The sequence below is a fragment of the Delftia sp. 60 genome (assembly GCF_002754395.1).
Lineage (GTDB): Bacteria > Pseudomonadota > Gammaproteobacteria > Burkholderiales > Burkholderiaceae_C > Comamonas > Comamonas acidovorans.
In genome coordinates this window covers 2,251,463-2,269,720 of sequence record NZ_PEFD01000001.1, presented here as the reverse complement: position 1 = coordinate 2,269,720, position 18,258 = coordinate 2,251,463, and the positions used below count along the sequence as shown (strand labels likewise).

Annotated in this window: 17 protein-coding genes and 1 pseudogene; 12 read left to right on the top strand and 6 right to left on the bottom strand. The window is 68.5% G+C overall.

Annotation, left to right across the window (positions count from 1 at the left end; all coding sequences use genetic code 11):
• Positions 1-5 precede the first annotated feature (5 nt).
• Complete coding sequence (feoB, locus tag CLV01_RS10260) at positions 6-1,949, bottom strand: ferrous iron transporter B (RefSeq protein ID WP_099734378.1); 1,944 nt, start codon at positions 1,947-1,949, stop codon at positions 6-8.
• Positions 1,946-2,287 carry a FeoA family protein gene (locus CLV01_RS10255; RefSeq protein WP_043824050.1) on the bottom strand — a complete coding sequence of 114 codons (342 nt, stop codon included), beginning with the start codon at positions 2,285-2,287 and terminating at the stop codon, positions 1,946-1,948. Before CLV01_RS10255 ends, feoB begins: the two co-directional genes overlap by 4 nt.
• Before the next feature lie 199 nt (positions 2,288-2,486).
• Here CLV01_RS10255 and CLV01_RS10250 point away from each other — a divergent pair, with 199 nt between their 5' ends.
• Positions 2,487-2,807 (top strand): YkgJ family cysteine cluster protein, encoded by a 321-nt coding sequence (locus CLV01_RS10250; protein WP_034391185.1) that lies wholly within the window; start codon positions 2,487-2,489, stop codon positions 2,805-2,807.
• A gap of 37 nt (positions 2,808-2,844) precedes the next feature.
• On the opposite strand, the gene CLV01_RS10245 is transcribed toward CLV01_RS10250, so the two are convergent.
• On the bottom strand, positions 2,845-3,315 hold the full coding sequence (locus CLV01_RS10245; RefSeq protein ID WP_012204096.1) for an Lrp/AsnC family transcriptional regulator: 471 nt from the start codon (positions 3,313-3,315) through the stop codon (positions 2,845-2,847).
• A gap of 137 nt (positions 3,316-3,452) precedes the next feature.
• On the opposite strand from CLV01_RS10245, the gene CLV01_RS10240 reads away from it, so the two are divergent.
• The 9 genes from CLV01_RS10240 to kynU all read left to right on the top strand — a co-directional run bounded on the left by CLV01_RS10240 (position 3,453) and on the right by kynU (position 12,610).
• Entirely contained in the window at positions 3,453-4,874 is a 1,422-nt protein-coding gene (locus CLV01_RS10240; protein WP_099734379.1) for an amino acid permease, read from the top strand.
• 74 nt (positions 4,875-4,948) lie between these two features.
• Positions 4,949-6,154, top strand: a complete 1,206-nt coding sequence (locus CLV01_RS10235) for an amino acid aminotransferase (protein ID WP_099735291.1) — start codon at positions 4,949-4,951, stop codon at positions 6,152-6,154.
• Complete coding sequence (gene kynA, locus CLV01_RS10230; protein ID WP_099734381.1) at positions 6,151-7,011, top strand: tryptophan 2,3-dioxygenase; 861 nt, start codon at positions 6,151-6,153, stop codon at positions 7,009-7,011. The genes CLV01_RS10235 and kynA (CLV01_RS10230) overlap by 4 nt, the downstream gene beginning before the upstream one ends.
• A 161-nt stretch (positions 7,012-7,172) precedes the next feature.
• Entirely contained in the window at positions 7,173-7,550 is a 378-nt protein-coding gene (locus CLV01_RS10225) for a RidA family protein (protein WP_013803668.1), read from the top strand.
• A gap of 105 nt (positions 7,551-7,655) precedes the next feature.
• On the top strand, positions 7,656-8,276 hold the full coding sequence (locus tag CLV01_RS10220; RefSeq protein WP_043824044.1) for a LysE family translocator: 621 nt from the start codon (positions 7,656-7,658) through the stop codon (positions 8,274-8,276).
• 12 nt (positions 8,277-8,288) lie between these two features.
• Positions 8,289-9,074, top strand: coding sequence for a helix-turn-helix domain-containing protein (locus CLV01_RS10215; RefSeq protein WP_099734382.1), 786 nt, complete (start codon positions 8,289-8,291; stop codon positions 9,072-9,074).
• 141 nt (positions 9,075-9,215) lie between these two features.
• Complete coding sequence (locus CLV01_RS10210; protein ID WP_013803671.1) at positions 9,216-10,604, top strand: amino acid permease; 1,389 nt, start codon at positions 9,216-9,218, stop codon at positions 10,602-10,604.
• Between the two features lie 4 nt (positions 10,605-10,608).
• Entirely contained in the window at positions 10,609-11,238 is a 630-nt protein-coding gene (gene kynB, locus CLV01_RS10205) for an arylformamidase (RefSeq protein WP_099734383.1), read from the top strand.
• A gap of 67 nt (positions 11,239-11,305) precedes the next feature.
• Positions 11,306-12,610, top strand: coding sequence for a kynureninase (kynU, locus tag CLV01_RS10200; protein ID WP_043824039.1), 1,305 nt, complete (start codon positions 11,306-11,308; stop codon positions 12,608-12,610).
• A 17-nt stretch (positions 12,611-12,627) separates the two neighbouring features.
• Here the strand turns inward: kynU and CLV01_RS10195 are convergent, their stop codons facing one another.
• Together CLV01_RS10195 and ada are read right to left on the bottom strand one after the other, a co-directional pair.
• Positions 12,628-13,614 (bottom strand): DNA-3-methyladenine glycosylase family protein, encoded by a 987-nt coding sequence (locus CLV01_RS10195; protein WP_099734384.1) that lies wholly within the window; start codon positions 13,612-13,614, stop codon positions 12,628-12,630.
• Positions 13,611-14,531 (bottom strand): bifunctional DNA-binding transcriptional regulator/O6-methylguanine-DNA methyltransferase Ada, encoded by a 921-nt coding sequence (gene ada / locus CLV01_RS10190; protein ID WP_049801450.1) that lies wholly within the window; start codon positions 14,529-14,531, stop codon positions 13,611-13,613. The genes CLV01_RS10195 and ada overlap by 4 nt, the downstream gene beginning before the upstream one ends.
• Positions 14,532-14,694: 163 nt before the next feature.
• Between ada and kynA (CLV01_RS10185) the strand changes: the two genes are divergently transcribed.
• Positions 14,695-15,570 carry a tryptophan 2,3-dioxygenase gene (gene kynA, locus CLV01_RS10185; RefSeq protein WP_034391164.1) on the top strand — a complete coding sequence of 292 codons (876 nt, stop codon included), beginning with the start codon at positions 14,695-14,697 and terminating at the stop codon, positions 15,568-15,570.
• Between the two features lie 91 nt (positions 15,571-15,661).
• Positions 15,662-16,962 (top strand): annotated as a pseudogene (locus tag CLV01_RS10180) (MFS transporter).
• 18 nt (positions 16,963-16,980) lie between these two features.
• Here the strand turns inward: CLV01_RS10180 and CLV01_RS10175 are convergent.
• Positions 16,981-18,189, bottom strand: a complete 1,209-nt coding sequence (locus tag CLV01_RS10175) for an FAD-dependent monooxygenase (RefSeq protein WP_013803678.1) — start codon at positions 18,187-18,189, stop codon at positions 16,981-16,983.
• Between the last annotated feature and the right edge of the window lie 69 nt (positions 18,190-18,258).

The following is an 18,258-nucleotide window of genomic DNA, read 5'->3' as shown; positions in this document are numbered from 1 at the left end:
TCCTTTCAGCCCGCGCCCAATGCGATGGCCACGCGGTAGGTGATGAAGCTGGCAAGGTAGGCCAGCGCGAACAGATAGCCGGTCATCAGCAGCGGATAGCGCCAGCCGTTGGTCTCGCGCCGCACGGCGGCCAGCGTGGAGATGCACTGGGGCGCGAACACGAACCAGGCCAGCAGCGACAGCGCCGTGGCCATAGACCAGGTGTGGGCGATCAGCGGGCCCAGTTGCTCGGCCATGGCCTCGTCGCTGGCGGCGGACAGGGCATAGACCGTGCCCATGGCGCTGACGGCCACCTCGCGTGCGGCCATGCCGGGCACCAATGCAATGGCGATCTGCCAGTTGAAGCCGATCGGCGCCAGCACCACCTCCAGCCAGCCGCCGATGCGGCCCGCAAAGCTGTAGCGGATGGCCGCTTCGGTGACGCCATCGGGCGGCGCCGGGTAGCTGGCCAGGAACCACAGCACGATGCTCACGGTCAGGATGATGCCGCCCACGCGGCGCAGGAAGATCATGGCGCGCTCGTACAGGCCCAGGGCCAGGCTGCGCGGGCTGGGCCAGCGGTAGGAGGGCAGCTCCATCAGCAGCGGCGTGGGTCCGGCGCTGCGGCCGGCCAACTTGGCCACGCCGGCCACGGCCATGGCGCTGACGATGCCGGCCACGTACAGCGCGAACAGCACCAGGCCCTGCAGGTTGAAGATGCCGCCCACCGTGCGCTCGGGAATGAAGGCGCTGATCAGCAGCGCATAGACCGGCAGGCGCGCCGAGCAGGTCATCAGCGGCGCGATCATGATGGTCACCAGGCGGTCGCGCCAGCTGGTGATGGAGCGCGTGGCCATGATGCCGGGCACGGCGCAGGCGAAGCTGGACAGCAGCGGAATGAAGGAGCGGCCCGACAGGCCGACCTTGCCCATGATGCGGTCCAGCATGAAGGCGGCACGCGGCAGGTAGCCCGAGTCTTCGAGAGCAAGGATGAACAGGAACAGGATCAGGATCTGCGGCAGAAAGACCAGCACGGCGCCCGTGCCCGCGATCACGCCGTCGGCCAGCAGGCTGCGCAGCGCGCCTTCGGGCATGTGCTCGTTGACCAGGGCCGAGACGGCCGAGACGCCGCCCTCGATGCCGTCCATCAGCGGCTGCGCCCAGCTGAACACGGCCTGGAACATCAGGAACAGCGTGGCCGCCAGCAGCAGCATGCCCCACAGCGGGTGCAGGACCACGGCGTCGATGCGGTCGTCGCGCCGGGTGTCCACCACGGGCTCCTTGACGCAGTCGGCCATGATGCGGGCCACCTGCTGGTGCAGGGCCAGCACCTGCTCGCGCGCATCGCCCGGGCGGGCCGGGGCCTGCAGCTGCGGCGCCGCCAGGGCGCGGGCTTCGGGGCCGTCCAGCCATTGCAGCAGTTCGCGCGCGCCGTCCTGGCGCACGCCCACCGTGGACAGCACGGGCATGCCCAGGGCGCGTGACAGCGCCTCTCGGTCGATATCGATGCCCTGGCGCCTGGCCATGTCGCTCATGTTCAGCACCAGCAGCATGGGCAGGCCCAGGCGCTGGGCTTCCAGCACCAGGCGCAGGTTCAGGCGCAGATGGGTGGCGTCGGTGACGCAGACCAGCAGTTCGGGAGGCGCCTCGCGCGCGTGGCGGCCCGAGACGATGTCGCGCGTGATGCGTTCGTCCTCGCTGTGGGCGTGCAGGCTGTAGGTGCCCGGCAGGTCCAGCACGCGCACACGCCGGCCGCTGGCCGTGCTCAGCCAGCCTTCCTTGCGCTCCACGGTCACACCCGCGTAGTTGGCCACCTTCTGGCGTGCGCCGGTCAGCAGGTTGAACAAGGCTGTCTTGCCGCAGTTGGGGTTGCCCAGCAAGGCCAGGCGCAGTGCGGAATCACCGCTGCCGACGCCACCCTGGGCAGGCTGCAGCGGCTGGATGAGCTTGGGAGAGGACGACGCGCTCATGCCACCGCCTCCGGTGCCACGCGCACCAGGGCCGCCTCATGGCGGCGCAGTGCGAACGTGGCCTGGCCCACGCGCACGGCCAGCGGGTCGTCGCCCGGAAAGCCTGCGGCCAGGATGCGAACGGGCTCGCCCGGCAGGAAACCGATTTCCATGAGGCGCAGCAGCAGTTCCTGCTCGGCCGTGTCGCGCGCCGCATGGAGCTCGACCACGCGCGCCGGAACCTGGCGCGGCAGCGCATCCAGGGTGATGGCCGCAGCGGTGGCCGGGCTTGGAGAGCTGGGAGGCGCGGACAGCGCGGACGGAGCCGTGGCGTCCGTCCCGGGATTCATCGAATGCATGGCGTGTTGTATCAACTGATTTTTATTCTCATTTTGATTTTGATCGAATCCCCGTGGGAAGCCCGCGCATGGTATCGGAGTAAGAGGCAGGGTCTTGCCAAAGGGCCGTCATGGTTTTTGGCCGGTTCCAGGCGCCCCGCACGCGTGCGCGCGACAATCGCGCTCCCACGATCCGCACCTGCACCTGCTTGCCCACGCCATGACCCATCCCTGCCTGAGCTGCGGCGCCTGCTGCGCATCGTTCCGCGTGGACTTTTCCGTGCACGAGTCGCAGGAGCATGGCGGCCGCGTGCCGGCCGGGCTGATCGAGGAAGTCACCGACTACACCTGCCGCATGCGCGGCACGGACTGGTCGCGCCCGCGCTGCGCAGCGCTGGTGGGCAAGGTGGGCGAGAAGGCCCATTGCGGCATCTACGAGTGGCGGCCCTCGCCTTGCCGCGAATTTGCGGCCGGCAGCGATGCCTGCAACCGCGTGCGCGTGCGCCATGGCATGCAGGCGCTGGACAGCGGCCTGCTGTAGCAACCAGCCAGGCGCCAACAGCCGCCACCACCAGCCGCTATTCCACGGGCAGCCCCGCCAACTGCCCCTTGAACTCCTGCAGCGAGAAATGCGTGTGCACCTGGCGCACGCCGGGCAGCCGGTGCAGGCGGGTGAGCAGCAGGTCCGAATAGGCATCGAGATCGCGCGCCACGACGACCAGCAGGAAGTCCTCCGGCCCCGAGATGCCGTGGAACATCACGACCTCGGGAATGGCGCAGACCGCTTCCTGGAAGTGGCGCGATGACTCCTCGTTCTGATGGTCTATGCCCACCATCACGAAGGCCAGCACGCCAAAGCCGATGGCGCGCCGGCTCAGCGCGGCGTGGTAGCCGGTGATCACGCCCTCGTCCTCCAGCCGCTTGATGCGCCGCCATGACGGCGATTGCGACAAGTGCACGCGTTGCGCCAATTCGCCCGAGGTCAGCCGCGCGTTGTCCTGCAGGGCGCGGATCAGCAGCCGGTCCGTTCTGTCGATCTCGATTGACATAAACCACCTATGAATTCATGTTTCACAGAATAACTTATCCAAGATCAAGCGCATTTAGGGATAACTACTAAACGCCCTGCGAAGGCCGTAACTAGCATCCGCCTCCGAAGCCCCCACAGCAACGGAGACAACAACCCATGCCAGCCTTCGAAGACATCGTCCAGCGCGAAGCCGGACTCCAACAGCAGCTGTCCGCCGGACAGATGACCATGATCGCCATCGGCGGTGCCGTCGGCACCGGCCTGTTCCTGGGCAGCGGCTTTGCCATCGGCTTCGCCGGGCCCAGCGTGCTGATCAGCTATGCCATCGGCGCGGTGATTTCGCTGCTGCTCATGGGTTGCCTGGCCGAGATGACGGTGGCCCACCCGACCTCGGGCTCGTTCGGCGCCTATGCCGAGCACTACATCGCCCCCTGGGCCGGCTTCGTGGTGCGCTATGCCTACTGGGCCTGCGTGGTGCTGGCCGTGGGCACCGAGGTGACGGCCGTGGGCCTGTACATGGGCTACTGGTTCCCCGAGGTGCCGCGCTGGGCCTGGGTGGTGATCTTCTCGGGCGCGCTGATCGGCGTGAACATGATGAGCGTCAAGGCCTTCGGCGCCGTGGAGTACAGCTTCTCCATGATCAAGATCATCGCCATCGTGGCCTTCATCGTGGTGGGCGCCTGGGTGGTGTTCGGCACCCGGCCGGCCGGCGTGGGCTTTGCCAACTACGTCAACAACGGCGGCTTCTTCCCCAACGGCCTGTGGGGCACCTGGGTGGGCGTGATCATCGCCATCTTCAGCTACCTGAGCATCGAGATGATCGCCGTGGCCGCCGGCGAGGCCAAGGACCCGCAGCGCGCAGTCACCAGCGCCTTCCGCTCCACCATGGTGCGCCTGGTGGTGTTCTACCTGGCCACGATCGCGCTGATGCTGGCCATCGTGCCGTGGTCGGCCGCCGGCAAGGACGGCAGCCCCTTCGTGAAGGTAATGGAGATCATCGGCCTGCCCGGCGCGGCCAGCGTGGTCAATTTCGTGGTGCTGGTGGCTGCCCTGTCGGCCATGAACAGCCAGCTGTACATCACCACCCGCATGATGTTCAGCCTCTCGCGCGCCGGCCATGCGCCCGCCGTGCTGGGCCGCGTGAACTCGCGCGGCGTGCCGCTGCCGGCGCTGCTGCTGTCCTGCCTGGGCATTGCCGTGGCCACGCTGTTCAACATCGTCAATCCAGAGCAGTCCTTCATGCTGATGATGGCCGTGGCCATGTTCGGCGCCATGTTCACGTGGTTCATGATTTTCGTGACCCACCTGTTCTTCCGCATCCACTGGGTGCGCCAGGGCAACAAGCCGCTGGCCTTTCGCATGTGGGGCTTTCCGGTGCTGACGCTGCTGGGCGCGGCTCTGATGCTGGCCGCCCTGGTGTCCACGCTGTTCACCGACGTGTTCCGCCTGACCGTGCTCACCGGCCTGCCCTTCCTGCTGCTGCTGGGCGCCATCTACGCCATCTGGTACCGCAAGCCGGCCGGCCAGCCCGCAACCACTCCTCAAACCAATACCCCAACCCAGGCCCAGGCCCGGTGACATCCGGCCTCCCGTTTTTCTCCCTCCCTTAGAAACATGACGACTCTTGCCCCCTCGATACCGCCCGCGCCTCGATGTTCAGCCACGTCCCGCCCTACCCCGGAGATCCCATCCTGTCGCTGATGGAAGCCTTTCAGCAGGACCCGCGCGCCGACAAGGTCAGCCTGAGCATCGGCCTGTATTTCGACGAGGCCGGCCGCCTGCCCGTGCTGGACTCCGTGCGCCAGGCTGGCGATGCCCTGGCCCGCGAGCAAAGCCCCAGCGGCTACCTGCCCATCGAAGGCATAGCCCCCTACCGCCAGCTGGTGCAGAACCTGGTGTTCGGCGCCGAGCACAAGGCCGTGCGCGCGCAGCGCATCGCCACCGTGCAGACCCTGGGCGGCTCGGGCGCGCTCAAGCTGGGCGCGGACTTCATCAAGCACTATTTCCCCGACGCCGAGGTCTGGCTCAGCGATCCCACCTGGGACAACCATCTGGCCATCTTCCAGGGCGCGGGCCTGCGCACCCACAGCTACCCCTACTACGACGCGGCCACGGGCAGCCTGCGCTTCGACGCCATGCTGCAGACGCTGCGCGGCCTGCCCTCGGGCAGCGTGGTGCTGCTGCATGCCAGCTGCCACAACCCCACGGGCGTGGACCTGTCGCGCGAGCAGTGGCAGCAACTGATCCCCGTGATCGTGGAGCGCGGCCTGATCCCCTTCGTGGACATGGCCTACCAGGGCTTTGGCGATGGGCTCGATGAAGACGCCTGGTCCGTGCGCGCCCTGGCCGATGCGGGCGCCCAGGCCTTTGTGGCCAACTCGTTTTCCAAGAACTTCTCGCTGTATGGCGAACGCGTGGGCGGCCTCAGCGTGGTCTGCAGCGACGCGGCCACGGCCGGCAATGTGCTGGGCCAGCTCAAGGCCACGGTGCGCAGCAACTATTCCTCGCCCCCCACCCGTGGCGCGCGCCTGGTGCAGCTGGTGCTGGCGTCGCCCGAACTGAGCGCCCAATGGGCGCAGGAGCTGGCGCAGATGCGCGGCCGCATCAAGGACATGCGCGCCCAGCTGCACGGCGCGCTGCATGAACGCTTTGGCGAGCGGCGCGACTTCGGCTTCCTGCTGACCCAGCGCGGCATGTTCAGCTACACCGGCATCAGCGAGCCCCAGGTCCACCGCCTGCGCGACGAGCACGGCGTGTACCTGATCCGCTCGGGCCGCATGTGCATGTCGGGCCTGTCCGCCGCCAACGTGCAGTACGTGGCCGACGCCATTGCCACGGTGCTGGAGGCACCGCAATGAGCGGCTGCCCCGTCCATGGCGGCCTGACCGAGCGCATCGTCGCCGAGGAAAGGGCGCAGCTGGATTTCAGCCAGTCCATGAGCTATGGCGACTACCTGCAGCTGGACGCCATCCTCGGCGCACAGCAACTGCTTTCGCCCACGCATGACGAGCTGCTGTTCATCATCCAGCACCAGACCAGCGAGCTGTGGATGAAGCTGATGCTGCACGAGCTGGGCGCGGCCACGGCCGCCGTGGCGGCCGACCGCCATGCCGATGCCTTCAAGATGCTGGCCCGCGTGAGCCGCATCATGGAGCAGCTGGTGGGCGCCTGGTCCGTGCTGGCCACCATGACGCCTACCGAGTACACGGCCATGCGCCCGTATCTCGCCAGCTCCAGCGGCTTCCAGAGCTACCAGTACCGCTGCATCGAGTTCGCGCTGGGCAACAAGAATGCCGCCATGCTCCAGCCCCATGCCCACCGGCCCGACCTGCTGGCACGGGTGGATGCCGCATGGCGCGCACCTTCCCTGTACGACGAAGCCCTGCGCCTGCTGGCACGCCAGGGGCTGGCCATTCCTGCCGGGCACATGGAGCGCGACTGGACCCTGCCCTACACGGCCAGCCCCGAGGTCGAGGCCGCCTGGGCCCAGGTCTACCGCGACCCGCAGTCGCACTGGGACCTGTACCAACTGGGCGAAAAGCTGGCCGACATCGAGGACGCCTTCCGCCTGTGGCGCTTTCGCCATGTGACCACGGTGGAGCGCGTCATCGGCTTCAAGCGCGGCACGGGCGGCACCGGCGGTGTCAGCTATCTGCGCAAGATGCTGGACGTGGTGCTGTTCCCCGAAATCTGGTCTGTGAGAACGAAACTGTGACCCCTGAGCGGCTTTGCCGCTTCCCCCGCTCTCGCTGCGCGGGCGCGGGACGACACCATCGCTGCGGGACGGCCCTTGCTCGGCGTCCGCCGATGGGCCGCGCCAAGTTTCCGACGCAAGAACACCATGCCTTCGCGTGTAGTCAAGACACAAGGAAATCCATGAAGCAAATCATCGACGTGGGACTGCCGCCGCTCAAGCAGCCCTTCTCCTGGGCCGTCAAGGCCAGCGGCCAGATGCTGTTCACGGCCCACGGCCCCGTGCGGCCCGACGGCAGCATCGACACCGGCCCCATTGAACAGCAGGCGCGCCTGACCTTCACCAACCTGCGCAACGCGCTGCAGGCCGCAGGCGGCACGCTGGCGCATGTGACCCAGGTGCTGATCTACATGACCGACGTGGCCGACATGCCGGCCATCGACGCCGTGTACCGCGAGTTCTTCGAGGCGCCCTACCCCAACCGCTCCAGCATGGGGATTTCGGCGCTGGTGGTGCCGGGGATGAAGCTGGAGATCGTGGCCTACGCCATGCTCCCCTAGAGGATGTGACGGACATGCCGGCGCCCCGCAATTGCGTTCAATACAGGGGCGGCGTGCGGGACGAGACTGCGGGCCCTGTGCAGTCCTGCGTCCGCGCGAAATCTCATGTCCTCCTCGCTGCTCGCCATGGGCGTCTTCACCCTCGTCGGCGCCATCACGCCCGGCCCCGTCAATGTGCTGGCCCTGCGCCACGGCGCAGCCCGCTCGCGCCTGGTCTCTGCCGCCTATGTGCTGGGCGCCAGCGCCAGCTATGCGGCCGTGGTCTGGGTCATGGGCCAGGGAGCACAGTGGCTGCTGCAGACGCTGCCGCAACTGTCCACGGCCGCGCAGTGGCTGTGCGCCGCCTATCTGCTGTGGCTGGCCTGGCGGCTGGCCAATGCGCCTGTGGGCCAGGCCGGGGGGCAGCAAGACGGCGGATCGCAGCGCACGCTGCAGGCCCTGCTGCAAGCGCTGTTGCAGGGCACGGCCGTGCAGACGCTCAACCCCAAGGCCTGGCTGGTGGCGCTGGCCGGCGTGGGCCTGTTCGTGCTGCCCCACGCGAATGCGCCATGGGCGCTGCTGCAGTTTTGCGCCATCTCGCTGCTGGCCTGCCTGGTGGGGGTCGGCAGCTGGGCGCTGCTGGGGCAGCTGCTTTCGGGCTGGCTGCGCACCGAACGCCGCCAGCGCCTGTTCCACCGCCTGCTGGCCCTGCTGCTGGTCGCCAGCGTGGCGGCCATGCTGGCATGATGGCTGGCCGCCATGACTTCAACCTCTCCCCACCGCTTCCACCGCCATCCGGCCGCCCCCTGGGCCGAATTGCGCGACAGCGCGCGCTCGCCGCATTGCTTTCGGCTGCACATGCATGCCGAGTACTCGATAGGCATCGTGGACGCGGGCCGCACCGTGTTCCACCATGCCCACGGCCCGCAGCCTGTGGAGGCGGGCGGCGTGGTGCTGATCGAGCCCGGCGCCTGGCATGCCTGCAATCCCGACCCTGGAGCGCCGTGGTCCTACCGCATGCTGTTTGTCGATGCCGACTGGCTGCACGCGCGGCTGGGCGTGGCCGCGCTGCGCTTTCCCCGGCGCACGCTCACGGATGCGGACATCGCCAGCCTGGTGGATGGCCTGTGCCGCCCCATCGATGGCACGGCGGCCGCCGACCGCCTGGCCCTGGGCCTGGAGCACCTGCTGGACCATTGCGCCCAGCCCGCAGCCTTGCCCCTGCCCGGCGATGCGGCGGCCCTGGCCCCCGCACTGCAGCGCCTGCATGCGGGGCCCGATGCGGGCCTGACCGTGCAATCGCTGGCCCAGGAATGCGGCATGAGCGCCACGCGCTTCATCCGCCGCTTCAAGGCGGCCACGGGCATGACGCCCGGCAGCTACCGCCTGAACCTGCGCATCAACGGCGCGCGCCGCCTGCTGGCCACGGGCGCAGCGCTGTCCGAGGCCGCCTATGCCATGGGCTTTGCCGACCAGGCGCACCTGCAGCGCGCCTTCAAGGCCCACCATGCGCTGACGCCGGGCTGCTACGCACGCGGCGCCTGAGCCGGTACCTGGGCCGGCCGCACCTGAGCCGACCGCATCTGGGCCGGACCCTCCCATGGTTTTGCAGCGGCCAGCCCGGGGCCGGCGGTGAAAGCGCAGATACTTACGCCTTCCGCTTTCAGCCCCCACCTGCCGCGCACCATGGCCGCCTTCCAAGACATTCAGCAACGAGAAACCGGCCTGCGCCAGCAGCTGTCCGCCGCCCAGATGGTGATGATCGCCATTGGCGGCGCCATCGGCACCGGCCTGTTCATGGGCAGCGCCTTCGCCATCGGCTTCGCCGGGCCCAGCGTGCTGGTCAGCTACGCCATCGGCGCGCTGATCTCGCTGCTGCTCATGGGCTGCCTGGCCGAGATGACGGTGGCCCACCCGACCTCGGGCTCGTTCGGCGCCTATGCCGAGCACTACATCAGCCCGCTGGCCGGCTTCATGGTCCGCTATGCCTACTGGGCCGCCGTGGTGCTGGCCGTGGGCATGGAGGTGACGGCCATCGGCATCTACATGGGCTACTGGTTCCCGGACGTGCCGCGCTGGATCTGGGTGCTGGTGTTCTCGGGCGCGCTGGTGGCCGTCAACGCCAGCAGCGTCAAGGCCTTCGGCCAGGTGGAGTACGGCTTTTCCATGGTCAAGATCATCGCCATCGTGGCCTTCATCCTGATCGGCGCCTGGGTGGTGTTCGGCTCGCAGCCCCAGGGCATCGGCTTTTTCAACTACACGGCCGATGGCGGCTTCTTCCCCAAGGGCCTGTGGGGCACCTGGGTGGCCGTGATCATCGCCATCTTCAGCTACCTGAGCCTGGAGGCCGTGGCCGTGGCGGCCGGCGAGGCCGAGGACCCCAAGCGCGCCATCACCCGGGCCTTTCGCACCACCATGGCGCGCCTGGTGATCTTCTACCTGGCCACGATCGCGCTGATGCTGGCCATCGTGCCCTGGCAGCAGGCGGGCACGGACAAGAGCCCCTTCGTGAAGGTGATGGAGATCATCGGCATCCCGGGCGCTGCCAGCATCATCAACTTCGTGGTGCTGGTGGCCGCGCTGTCGGCCATGAACAGCCAGCTGTATGTGACCTCGCGCATGATGTTCAGCCTGTCGCGCGGCGGCTATGCGCCCTCGGTGTTCGGGCGGTTGAACAGCCGGGGCGTGCCCGTGGCGGCGATTGCCATCTCCTGCCTGGGCATTGCCGTGGCCGTGGCCGTGAACCTGTGGAAGCCCGAGGGCTCGCTGCTATGGATGATGTCCGTGTCCATGTTCGGCGCCATGTTCACGTGGTTCATGATCTTCGTGACCCATCTGTTCTTCCGCGCGCGCTGGTCGCGCGAGCATCCGGGCCAGCGCCTGCAGTTCCGCATGTGGGGCTTTCCGCTGTTCACGCTGGCCGGCGCCGCGCTGATGCTGGGCGTGATCGTCACCACCTATTTCACCGAGGTCTTCCACATGACGCTGCTCACGGGCCTGCCCTTCCTGGGCCTGCTGGCCCTGGTGTACGCGCTGTGGTACCGGCCCCGCGCACAAGCGCGCAAGAAGGACTGAAGCCATGACCCGCAGACTCTGGGACATCTCCCCGGCCGTGCAGGCCGCCAGCCCCGTCTTTCCCGGCGACACGGCCTACAGCCAGCAGTGGTGCGCCACCATCGGGCCGGGCTGCCCGGTCAATGTCAGCGCCATCACGCTTTCGCCCCATGTGGGCGCGCATGCCGATGCACCGCTGCACTACGAGGCCGACGGGGCATCCATCGGCAACGTGGATCTTGACGCCTTCCTCGGCCCCTGCCGCGTGATCCACGCCATCGGCAAGGGACCGCTGGTCGAATGGGAGCACATCGCCCACGCCGTGGAGCATCTTCCGGCACGCGTGCTGGTGCGCACCTACGAGCGCACCCCCACCACCTGGGACCAGGAACTGGCCGCCTATGCACCGGCCACAGTCGAGCGGCTGGCCGACCTGGGCGTGAAGCTCATCGGCATAGACACGGCCAGCATCGATCCGGCCAGCAGCAAGAGCCTGGACAGCCACCAGGTGATCCGCCGGCGCGGCCTGCGCGTGCTGGAGAACCTGGTGCTGGACGAGGTGGCCGAGGGCGACTACGAGCTCATCGCCCTGCCGCTCAAGCTGGTCGAGGCCGATGCCTCGCCCGTGCGCGCCGTGCTGCGCGCCCTGGCCTGATCCCTGCCCGCATTGCGGCGCCGGCCCTGCCCGCGCCTTTCGCCTTTTCGATACCCAAGGAGACCCCGTGACGAGCCTGCAAGACTGCCTCACCCTCGATGCGCAAGACCCGCTGCGCGCCCTGCGCGACCAATTCACGCTGCCCGAAGGCGTGATCTACCTTGACGGCAACTCGCTGGGCGCCAGCCCCCGCGCCGCCGCCGCGCGCGTGGCCGAGGTGGTGCAGCAGGAATGGGCGCAGGGCCTGATCCGCTCGTGGAACGATGCCGGATGGATCAGCCTGCCCCAGCGACTGGGCGACCAGTTCGCCCCCTGGCTGGGCGTGGGCGCGGGTGAGCTGGTGTTCACCGACACGGCCTCCATCAACCTCTACAAGGTGCTGTCTGCGGCGGCCCGCATTGCGCGCGAGGACGCGCCGCAGCGCAAGCGCCTGATCAGCGAGCGCAGCAACTTCCCCACCGACCTCTATATCGCCCAGTCGGTCTGCCAGGAATACGGCCTGGAGCTGGTGCTGCTCGAACCCGAGGAAATTGCCGGCGCGCTGACCGACGAGGTCGCCATCTGCATGCTCACCCATGTCAACTACCGCACGGGCGCCATGCACGACATGGCTGCCGTGACGGCTGCCGCGCAGGGCAAGGGCATTCTCTGCGTCTGGGACCTGTGCCACAGCGCGGGCGCCGTGCCTGTCGATCTCAAGGGCGCGAATGCCGACTTCGCCATTGGCTGCAGCTACAAGTACCTCAACGGCGGCCCCGGCGCGCCGGCCTTTGTCTGGGCCAACCCGCGCCTGATCAACCGCTTCTGGCAGCCGCTGTCGGGCTGGTTCGGCCATGCCGAGCCTTTCAAGTTCGTGCCGGACTACCACCCGGCCCAGGGCATACAGCGCTACCTGTGCGGCACCCAGCCCATGGTCAGCCTGAGCGTGCTGCAGTGCGGCCTGGACGTGTTCACGGCCGTGGAGCCGCTGGGCGGCATGGACGCGCTGCGCAACAAGTCGCTGGCGCTGACCGACCTGTTCATCGCCCTGGTCGAGGAACGCTGCCAGGGCCACGGCCTGGGCCTGGCCACGCCGCGCGAGCACGGCCGACGCGGCTCCCAGGTCTGCCTCACGCGCGAGGAGGGGCTGGGCGTGGACGGCAAGGACAGCGGCGCCTATGCCATCGTGCAGGCGCTGATCGCACGCGGCGTGATCGGCGACTTCCGCAAGGGAGACGGCACGGGCCTGCACAAGGACATCCTGCGCTTCGGCTTCACGCCGCTGTACGTGGGATTCGAAGATGTCTGGCATGCCGTGGAGCACCTGCGCCAGGTGCTGGAATCGGGCGAATGGCGCAAACCGGAGTTCAACCGCGTCAATGCGGTGACCTGAAGCCTGAAGCCCTGCGCTCAGAACGCCGTGGACGACAGCGAGGCCCAGAGATGGGCCGCGACCAGGGCGCGCCAGGGTGCGAAGTCCCGCAGCCACAACTCGGTCTGCACCGCGTCCATGGCGTCCGTCTTCAGCAGCAGGGCCAGGGCCCGGCGAACGGCCACATCGCCGTGCAGCGGGCCGTCCAGGTGGCCATAGCCGCGCAGCAGCATGTAGTTCACGGTCCACGGGCCTATGCCCTTGAGTGCCAGCAGCCGCTCGCGGATCTCGGCCACCGGCAGTTCAGGCAGGGCCGCCCAGTCGTCCAGCGGCAATTCACCCGACTGCACAGCCTGGGCCAGCAGGCGCAGCGTGTGCGTCTTGCTCCGCGAAAAGCCGGCTGCGCGCAAATCCTCCTCACCGAGCTGCGCCAGCTGGGCGGCCTCCGGCATGCACCACAGCTGCTGCGGCGCGTCGGCATGGCCATCGTGCAGCGCCACCGGCTGGCCGGCTGCGGCGATCAGGCGGCGGCGCAGCGACACGGCTGCCGCCACGCTGATCTGCTGCCCGGTGACGGCCCAGCTCAGCGCCTCCCAGGGCGTGCAGGCCGCGGGCACATGCAGGCCACGCTGGCGCGCCAGCAGCGGCCCCAGCCGCGCATGGCGGCCAAAACGGCGCTCGAATTCGCCCACATCCTGGGACAGTCCGAACATGCGCCGCAGCATGGCGGCCAGCACATCGTCCATGCCGGCGATGGCGCCTGCACCGGCGGGCAGGCGCCATCGGGCCTGCACCACGGCCGCCTCTTCGCACTGCTGCGTCAGCTCCAGGGTCAGCAGCGTGGGAAGGCCTTTCCACATCAGGCCCTTGTGCATGCGGATGGTGTCGCCGTCCTGCAGATCGCATTCGGACAGGCGCTGGGCATCGCGCCGGTGAAAGCCCCAGAACTCGTTCATGCGATAGCCGGCCGGCAGCGTCAGTTGCTGCTCTGCGCCATGGCTGTGGCCGCCACGCCGCCCGCTCATGCCTTGCCGGCCTGGCGCAGCGGGGCTCGGCCGCTCTCCCGCCCTGTCTCCCGGCCAGCGGCCTCCTGCGCCTGGCGCGCCTCGCGCAGCAGCAGGGCACGCTTGCGCTCCACGCCCCAGCGGTAGCCGGAGATGCTGCCGTCGTTGCGCACCACACGGTGGCAGGGCACGGCCACGGCAATCGGGTTGGCAGCGACGGCGCTGGCCACGGCGCGGGCGCCCGTGGGCATGCCCAGGCGCAGGGCCAGTTCCGAATAGCTCAGGGTCTGGCCGGCCGGAATGGCGCACAGCGCCTGCCACACGCGCTGCTGGAAGACCGTGCCCTGCACGTCCAGCGGCAGCGCCAGGCCGCGGCGCGGCTGCTCGACCAGGGCCACGACCTGGGCCACGGTGTGCTCGAAGCCCGCATCGCCGCCCACCAGCTCGGCCAGCGGAAAGCGCTGCTGCAGGTCCTGCACCAGGGCCTCGGCGTCGTCGCCCAGCAGTACGCAGCACACGCCGCGCTCGGTGCTGGCCACGAGGATGCTGCCCAGCGTGCATTCGGCCACGGCAAAGCGGATGGTCTGGCGCATGCCGCCGCGCCGGTAGTCGCCGGGTGCCATGCCCAGCATGGCGCCTGCGTCGCGGTAGAAACTGCTGCTGGCCGCATAGCCGCTGGAGTAGGCCGCATCGGTGACCGAGTCGCTCTGGCCCGGCTGCAGCGCCGCGCGCAGGGCATGCGCGCGATGGGCCTTGGCATAGGCCTTGGGCGTGAGGCCCGTGGCCTGCTTGAACAATCGGTGCAGTTGCCAGGGGCTCAGGCCCGAGCGTTCGGCCAGAGCGCCCAGGGCAGGCGGGGGCTCCTCGGTCTCCAGCCAGCGGCAGCATCGGGCCACCAAGGCCGTGGGGTTGGCAGTGGCATCGCTGGCTTGATTCATGGCTTGGTTGGACACGGCATGTCTTTCTGGGTCATCGGATGCCCTACTCTACGCAGCCCGGAGCACCCGCGCATCCCGCTTCTTGCAACCCGCAGGATTTCAGCGCGGGATTCGGTTACGCTGCGCCCTGCATTTTCCGCGTCGAGACTTGCGAGACTCCCACATGACCACCGAACACTCTGGCTGCCCCATGAACAGCCCCGGCCGCACCGAATCCATCGTCAAAGAGGAGCGCGCCCAGCTGGACTTCAGCCAGTCCATGAGCTATGGCGACTACCTGCACCTGGACCAGATCCTCACGGCACAGCATCCGCTGTCGCCCGCGCATGACGAGATGCTGTTCATCATCCAGCACCAGACCAGCGAGCTGTGGATGAAGCTGATGCTGCATGAGGTCCGAGCCGCCACGGCCGCCATCGCAGGCGGCACGCGTGCCGACGCCTTCAAGATGCTGGCCCGCGTGAGCCGCATCATGGAGCAGCTGGTCAGCGCCTGGACCGTGCTGTCCACCATGACCCCGCCCGAGTACACGGCCATGCGTCCCTACCTGGCCAACTCCAGCGGCTTCCAGAGCTACCAGTACCGCTGCATCGAGTTCTCCCTGGGCAACAAGAACGCCGCCATGCTCCAGCCCCATGCCCACCGGCCCGATCTGCTGGCCCAGGTGGAGGCGGCATGGCGCTCGCCCTCGCTCTACGACGTGTCCCTGCAGCTGCTGGCGCGCGAGGGCATCGACGTGCCCGCCGACCGGCTGGAGCGCGACTGGACCCAGCCCTACGAGGCCAGCGAGGGCGTCAAGCAGGCCTGGATCACCGTCTACCGCGATCCCCACAAGCACTGGGACCTGTACCAGCTTGGCGAAAAGCTGGCCGACATCGAGGACGCCTTCCGCCTGTGGCGCTTCCGCCACCTGACCACGGTGGAACGCGTCATCGGCTTCAAGCGCGGCACGGGCGGCACGGGCGGCGTCAGCTATCTGCGCAAGATGCTGGACGTGGTGCTGTTCCCCGAAATCTGGGCGCTGCGCACCGAGCTGTAAGAACTGGCGGGCGCCACCGACGGCAGACCGCTGCGGTGGCGACAGCGCGCAGGCGCGCAAACGGGTAAGCTGCGGCGCCAGGAGAAATACCGTGTCCGCAGCGCCACAACAGCCCCCACACAACAACATACACACAGAGGCTTCGCAGACCTCCCCCGCAGCACCGCCGCCGCGCAGCCAACTGCTGTGGGCCATGCTGCTGTCCCTGCTCTCGGCCTTTGCGCTGAGCCAGGCCTTTCGCACCACCACCTCGGTCATGGCCACGGGTCTTCAGCAGGATTTCGGGCTCACGGCCCAGTCGCTGGGCGCCTTCGCCGGCCTGTTCGGCCTGTCCTTCGGCGTGGCCCAGCTGCTGATGGGCATCGGCATGGACCTCTACGGCCTGCGGCGCACGGTGCTGCTGTCGTTTCCGCTGGCGATTGCGGGGTCGGCACTGTCCGCCGCTGCACCCAATTACGGCTGGCTGATGGTGGGCCAGTTGCTGATAGGCGTGGGCTGCTCGCCCGCCTTTCTGGCCTGCACCATGTTCATCTCGCGCCACTTTCCCATGGACCGCTTTGCCTTTCTGTCGGGCGTGGGCATGGGTGTCGGTGGACTGGGGCTGCTGTTCACAGGCACGCCGCTGGCCTGGCTGGTCCAGCATTTCGGCTGGCGCTCGGGCTTTGCGCTGCTGGCCGTGATGTCGGCCCTGTCGTGGCTGCTGATCTGGTGGCGCGTGCACGAGCCCGCCCGCAGCGGAGCACAGACCGCCGCACGGGAAAGCTGGGGTGTGGCGGCACGCCGCATGGCCGAGCTGTTCACGCTGCCGCACACGCTGGGCATCGTCCTGCTGGCCATGGCCTGCTATGCATCGTTTCTGGCGCTGCGCGGCCTGTGGCTGGGGCCGCTGCTCATCCATCGCTATGGCTTTTCGCTGGTGGAAAGCGGCAATGTGGCGCTGGTCGTATCGATGATCTCGCTGTTCAGCCCCGCGATTTTCGGGCGCATGGATCCCGGCCCAGGACGGCGCCGGCGCTGGCTCACCAATTACTCGCTGCTCATGGGCAGCCTGTTCATGCTCATGGCCTTTTTGCACCATGGCTGGACCAATGTGGCGCTGATCTTCGCCATGGGCCTGCTGTCGGGCTATTCGGTGCTGCAGTACGCCGATGTGCGCGCTTCCTACCCCCAGAGATGACCGGCCGCGCACTGTCGCTGTTCACCATGGCCATGTTCCTGGGCGTGGCCCTGGTGCAATGGTTCACGGGCTGGGTGGCGGCCTGGGCCGAGGCCTGGGGCGTGGAGCCCTACAAGGCCGTGATGATCTCGATTGCAGCCACGCTGGTGGGCGCGTCAACCGCGTTCCGTTTCCTGCCCTCCTCGCCGCTGCTGCGCCAGGCATCCGCCGCCTAGCGGCCGGAGTCTCTGTCTCTACAAGGCGTTGGCGGCCGAGCCATCGCCACGGTACAGCCATGGCAGATCCATCAGCCGGGAGCCCAGCAGGCGCAGCGACAGGTCACGCCCCCAGCGCACGGGACCCGTGGCATGGAAGATGCGGCCGTTGCGCTGCGAGCGTGCCTGCACGCGCGCATTGCGCTGCCAGCGGTTGAGCGCGTAGCGGCGCAGGCGCATGTTGACGTCGAGATCGTGCATGGACAGGGCGCGCTGCAGCTCCGCTGCATCTTCAATCGCCATGCCGGCGCCCTGGGCCAGATAGGGGCGCATGGGATGGGCCGCATCGCCCAGCAAGGCCACCACGCCGCGCGCCATCTGCGCGGCCGATTGCACGGGCGGGCGGTCCCCCACCGGCCACAGCCGCCAGTCTCCACCGGCCGCTGGCACATGCTGGACCAGGTCCAGCAGCTGGGGGCAACTGCCCTGCAGCACCCGCACCAGATCGTCGAGATTGCCCGCATGGTCCCAGTTCGCCAGATCCTCGGGCGCCGGGCCCTGGATGATGATCACCAGGTTCTGCAGCTCGCCCCGGCGCACGGGATACTGGATGGCATGCATGCGCGAGCCCAGCCAGGCCGTGACATCGGTGGCCCGCAGGCGCTTGGGCAACTGGGCCTGGTGCACCAGGGCGCGGTAGGCCAGGTGCCCGGTGACACGCGGCGGGCCGTCGCCCAGCAACTGCTGGCGCAGAACGCTGCGCACGCCGTCGGCGGCGACCAGGGCATCGCCTTCGATCAGCTTGCCGGCCCGGGTTCGCACGGTGACCACGCCGTCGGTCTCGGAAAAGCTCTCGATGGGCTGGCCCAGGTTCAGGTGCATGCCCGGATAAGTCTGAGCGGCTTCCCGCAGCAATTGCTGCAGATCGGCCCGGTGGATGGTGGCGTAGGCCGCGCCATAGCGTTGCACGGACTCGCTGCCCAAGGGCATATGCGCCAATTCCTGTCCGGTGACTGCGCTGCGCACGCGCAGGCTGCCCGGCAGCGCCACCACCTGCTGCAGCGGTTTTTGCAGGCCCCAGGCCTGAAGCCGCCGCACGACATTCGGACCGATCTGGATTCCGGCGCCCACTTCACTGAGCGCGGGCGCCTGCTCGAAAAGACGCACTTCCCAACCCGCCCGCGACGCACCGATGGCGGCGGCCAGGCCACCAATGCCGCCGCCGGCAATCAACACCTGCTTGTTCATGTGCGTATTGTGCCCCTGCCGCCACCCATGGCGGCCGGGGCCTGATTATTCAAGTCGGACACCGCTGAA

Excerpts from the sequence above, each read along its gene's own strand:
- feoB (WP_099734378.1), bottom strand. The coding sequence starts at position 1,949 with ATGAGCGCGTCGTCCTCTCCCAAGCTCATCCAGCCGCTGCAGCCTGCC.
- CLV01_RS10255 (WP_043824050.1), bottom strand. The coding sequence starts at position 2,287 with ATGCATTCGATGAATCCCGGGACGGACGCCACGGCTCCGTCCGCGCTG.
- CLV01_RS10250 (WP_034391185.1), top strand. The coding sequence starts at position 2,487 with ATGACCCATCCCTGCCTGAGCTGCGGCGCCTGCTGCGCATCGTTCCGC.
- CLV01_RS10245 (WP_012204096.1), bottom strand. The coding sequence starts at position 3,315 with ATGTCAATCGAGATCGACAGAACGGACCGGCTGCTGATCCGCGCCCTG.
- CLV01_RS10240 (WP_099734379.1), top strand. The coding sequence starts at position 3,453 with ATGCCAGCCTTCGAAGACATCGTCCAGCGCGAAGCCGGACTCCAACAG.
- CLV01_RS10235 (WP_099735291.1), top strand. The coding sequence starts at position 4,949 with ATGTTCAGCCACGTCCCGCCCTACCCCGGAGATCCCATCCTGTCGCTG.
- kynA (WP_099734381.1), top strand. The coding sequence starts at position 6,151 with ATGAGCGGCTGCCCCGTCCATGGCGGCCTGACCGAGCGCATCGTCGCC.
- CLV01_RS10225 (WP_013803668.1), top strand. The coding sequence starts at position 7,173 with ATGAAGCAAATCATCGACGTGGGACTGCCGCCGCTCAAGCAGCCCTTC.
- CLV01_RS10220 (WP_043824044.1), top strand. The coding sequence starts at position 7,656 with ATGTCCTCCTCGCTGCTCGCCATGGGCGTCTTCACCCTCGTCGGCGCC.
- CLV01_RS10215 (WP_099734382.1), top strand. The coding sequence starts at position 8,289 with ATGACTTCAACCTCTCCCCACCGCTTCCACCGCCATCCGGCCGCCCCC.
- CLV01_RS10210 (WP_013803671.1), top strand. The coding sequence starts at position 9,216 with ATGGCCGCCTTCCAAGACATTCAGCAACGAGAAACCGGCCTGCGCCAG.
- kynB (WP_099734383.1), top strand. The coding sequence starts at position 10,609 with ATGACCCGCAGACTCTGGGACATCTCCCCGGCCGTGCAGGCCGCCAGC.
- CLV01_RS10195 (WP_099734384.1), bottom strand. The coding sequence starts at position 13,614 with ATGAGCGGGCGGCGTGGCGGCCACAGCCATGGCGCAGAGCAGCAACTG.
- ada (WP_049801450.1), bottom strand. The coding sequence starts at position 14,531 with ATGAATCAAGCCAGCGATGCCACTGCCAACCCCACGGCCTTGGTGGCC.
- kynA (WP_034391164.1), top strand. The coding sequence starts at position 14,695 with ATGACCACCGAACACTCTGGCTGCCCCATGAACAGCCCCGGCCGCACC.
- CLV01_RS10175 (WP_013803678.1), bottom strand. The coding sequence starts at position 18,189 with ATGAACAAGCAGGTGTTGATTGCCGGCGGCGGCATTGGTGGCCTGGCC.